Annotated in this window: 1 rRNA gene; it reads left to right on the top strand. The window is 42.3% G+C overall.

The annotated features are described in order from the left end of the window. Window positions 1–225 precede the first annotated feature (225 nt). A 5S ribosomal RNA gene (rrf, locus tag H5183_RS21520) occupies window positions 226–340 on the top strand. The last annotated feature ends 5 nt before the right edge of the window (window positions 341–345 follow it).

The raw sequence follows: 345 nt of genomic DNA, 5'->3' as shown, positions 1-345 counted from the left end.
GTACTAATTACCCGTGAGGCTTAACCATACAACGCCAAACGCGTTTTATGTGATAGTTGATAGCGCAAGAAGTTAATAGACTAAAGTAGATTTACTGAAAACTTTATTATCAGAATTCCAAATTTATAAGGTGACTCTTAGCGCGTAGCGTTAAAGTTGAGGCACCTTGCGCAAAGGAAATGTAAGCACTACGTGCTTTGTCATTACTCCTTCGCACCCTATTTGCTTGGTAACAATAGCGTTTTGGACCCACCTGACCCCATGCCGAACTCAGTAGTGAAACGAAACAGCGCCGATGATAGTGTAGCATTTGCTATGTGAAAGTAGGACATTGCCAGGCTCCAA

The organism is Pseudoalteromonas sp. SR44-8, assembly GCF_014163635.1.
Lineage (GTDB): Bacteria > Pseudomonadota > Gammaproteobacteria > Enterobacterales > Alteromonadaceae > Pseudoalteromonas > Pseudoalteromonas rhizosphaerae.
This window is presented reverse-complemented; position numbering and strand designations above follow the sequence as displayed.